This window comes from Staphylococcus sp. HMSC065D05 (genome assembly GCF_001813195.1).
GTDB classification, from domain to species: domain Bacteria; phylum Bacillota; class Bacilli; order Staphylococcales; family Staphylococcaceae; genus Staphylococcus; species Staphylococcus epidermidis.
The window spans coordinates 1-2343 of record NZ_KV811740.1 but is presented as its reverse complement, the minus strand read 5'-3'; the positions used below and the strand labels follow the sequence as shown (position 1 = coordinate 2343).

At 25.4% G+C, this 2343-nt stretch carries 3 protein-coding genes; all 3 read left to right on the top strand.

Annotated features, from left to right (window positions below):
• Positions 1-115: 115 nt before the first annotated feature.
• The 3 genes from HMPREF2897_RS12200 to HMPREF2897_RS04210 all read left to right on the top strand — a co-directional run bounded on the left by HMPREF2897_RS12200 (position 116) and on the right by HMPREF2897_RS04210 (position 2193).
• The gene (locus tag HMPREF2897_RS12200) at positions 116-217 is read left to right on the top strand and encodes a type I toxin-antitoxin system Fst family toxin (protein ID WP_002497230.1); all 102 of its coding nucleotides are present in this window, start codon (positions 116-118) and stop codon (positions 215-217) included.
• A 171-nt stretch (positions 218-388) separates the two neighbouring features.
• The gene (locus tag HMPREF2897_RS04215; protein ID WP_070592729.1) at positions 389-1162 is read left to right on the top strand and encodes a hypothetical protein; all 774 of its coding nucleotides are present in this window, start codon (positions 389-391) and stop codon (positions 1160-1162) included.
• 32 nt (positions 1163-1194) lie between these two features.
• Positions 1195-2193, top strand: a complete 999-nt coding sequence (locus HMPREF2897_RS04210; RefSeq protein WP_046044684.1) for an SMODS domain-containing nucleotidyltransferase — start codon at positions 1195-1197, stop codon at positions 2191-2193.
• Positions 2194-2343 lie beyond the last annotated feature (150 nt).

The window sequence follows — 2343 nt, the reverse complement described above, 5'->3', positions numbered from 1 at the left end:
CATTACATAAAATGACTTATCGGAAGTTATCTATTATCCCTTATTCAGAGATGATATAATATACAGGTCGCCTATCTCTCAGGTGTCAATTTAGACGTAGAGAGGAGGTGTAATTATGCTTGATAACTTTGTTCACATCATGACCACAGCAGCGAGTGGTTGTATCGTCGCATTATTTGCGCATTGGCTACGTAATCGCAACGATAAGAAAAAATAGGCGACTATAGCCACACCTAAAAATCCCCTCACTACTTCCGATAGTGAGGGGATTGGTGTATTATGCTTAATAACTTTGTTAATTAGATTATAACACTGGTTAGTAGAGGAATGCAAAAAGTAAATTTTATATAATAGATATAGGAAGTATAATATATGATAGGTGGTATTTATGACAAAAGAGAGAAAAGATACTATGGATAGTAAGTATAAAAAAGTCAATTGTGTAAATAAAATTAAAAAAATGCTCTTTTATGTATCATTAATCTGTTCTTGTTTCATTACATTTATTTTAGATAATGACTTTAAATATTTAATTATAGTACTCTACATAGTAGTATTAGTGTGTTTCTTTGCAATTGATACTATTTTAACAGTCTGGTTAATTCCTAAAGTAGAAAATATAAGAAAAACTCATTTACTATCGAATTCGTTTGGAATACCTTTAAATGATGAAAAAACTAAAGGTTACTATAATAATGAAAGTTCGCCATCTATATTTCGTTTAGGTTTAAATACTTTTGAGAATTCATTATTTTCTTTTGAAATTAGTAAAAAAATGTTACATAAAGAAAGATGTAAATCAATAATTTCTTTGATAACTTTGTTGTTTCTATTAATATTACGTTCAACTCATATAGAGTTACTTTTATTTATAGTACAGCTGTTATTTGGTACTAATATAATAATTAATTGGATAAAATTAGAAAAATATAAAATTGAAACAGAAAAAATTTATCAAAAATTTCGATATATATATCTTATAAATACAAAAGACGAAGGAAATTTTAACGAAAACTTATCTAAAATACTAGATGTTACTATTGAATATGAAATTCTTAAAGCTAGAATGGGAGTAATGCTTTCGACAAAAATATTTAATGAGATTAATAAAAAAACATCAGAAGAATGGGAAAGTATAAAAAAAGATCTGAAATTGAAATAAATAATTATCTTTATTTATAAAGGAGAGATTTAATGGTAAAGACAGTAGAAGCAGCTTTTGAAAAATTCTCAAAAGATTATGTGAAATTAGATAGAAATGAAACAAATAAAGCTTTAAAAAGTAGAGATTGGTTAGTACAACAAATAAAAACATTTCCAAATAAAGAAAAAACATTTCCGAATTTATATAGCGAAAAGAATATATATTTTGGTTCTTTTGCTCGAAAAACTAAAATTAAAGATTTAGATGACATAGACATAATGATTACATTGAGTGCAGAAAATGGAACTTATATTGAATATTCAGACAAAATTGAAATAATAGTTGAAGAGAATGCAGATATGTTAAAAAAATTATGTTTTGATGATTCAAATAGACTTAATTCTAGAAGAGTAATAAATAAATTTATTGAGTTATTGAAAAAGATACCACAATACGAATATTCAGACATAAAGAGAAATCAAGAAGCAGCCACTTTAAAATTAGCAACATATAAGTGGAACTTTGATATTGTTCCTTGTTTTTTTACTAAAAAAGATCTAAAAGGAAATACTCACTATTTAATACCTGATGGTAATGGCTATTGGAAAAAAACTGATCCTAGAATTGAGAAAAGTATAATTTCAGAATTAAATCAAATTAATGGTGGAAAATTATTAGATATAATACGTATTATTAAATATTGGAATAAAAATAGTATGGCACCTACAATGCCTTCTTATTTATTAGAGATAATAATATTAAATTATTATCAAGATAATAAAGAACTAAAACAACATATTAGTACGGAAATACCTAACATTTTAAATTTTATTCAAAAAGAAATTTATAATATGATTTTTTCTCCAGATAATCCAAAAGTTGATATTAATACTTTGTCTCAAGAGGAAAAATATAAAATATCTCAAAAAGCTAATGAACACTCTAAAATATCTCAAAAAGCCATAGATTTTGCATCAAATCTTGATAATAAAAAAGCAATAGATGAGTGGCGAAAAGTATTTGGTAAAGAATTCCCGTTATATGTCTAGTGATTATGAAAAGATAAATTCATTGCGCAAGTATGACAAAATATTTTAAAGTTAGTTTTGTTATTTTCAAGTACACCCTAATCATACAGATACAGTTGTTGAATTTATAGCAACTAAAACGTATGATTAGGGTGTATATTAATTGTGGAG

What these genes read in the sequence shown, in the direction of transcription:
- HMPREF2897_RS04215 (WP_070592729.1), top strand. Translation starts at nt 389, where the DNA reads ATGACAAAAGAGAGAAAAGATACTATGGATAGTAAGTATAAAAAAGTC.
- HMPREF2897_RS12200 (WP_002497230.1), top strand. Translation starts at nt 116, where the DNA reads ATGCTTGATAACTTTGTTCACATCATGACCACAGCAGCGAGTGGTTGT.
- HMPREF2897_RS04210 (WP_046044684.1), top strand. Translation starts at nt 1,195, where the DNA reads ATGGTAAAGACAGTAGAAGCAGCTTTTGAAAAATTCTCAAAAGATTAT.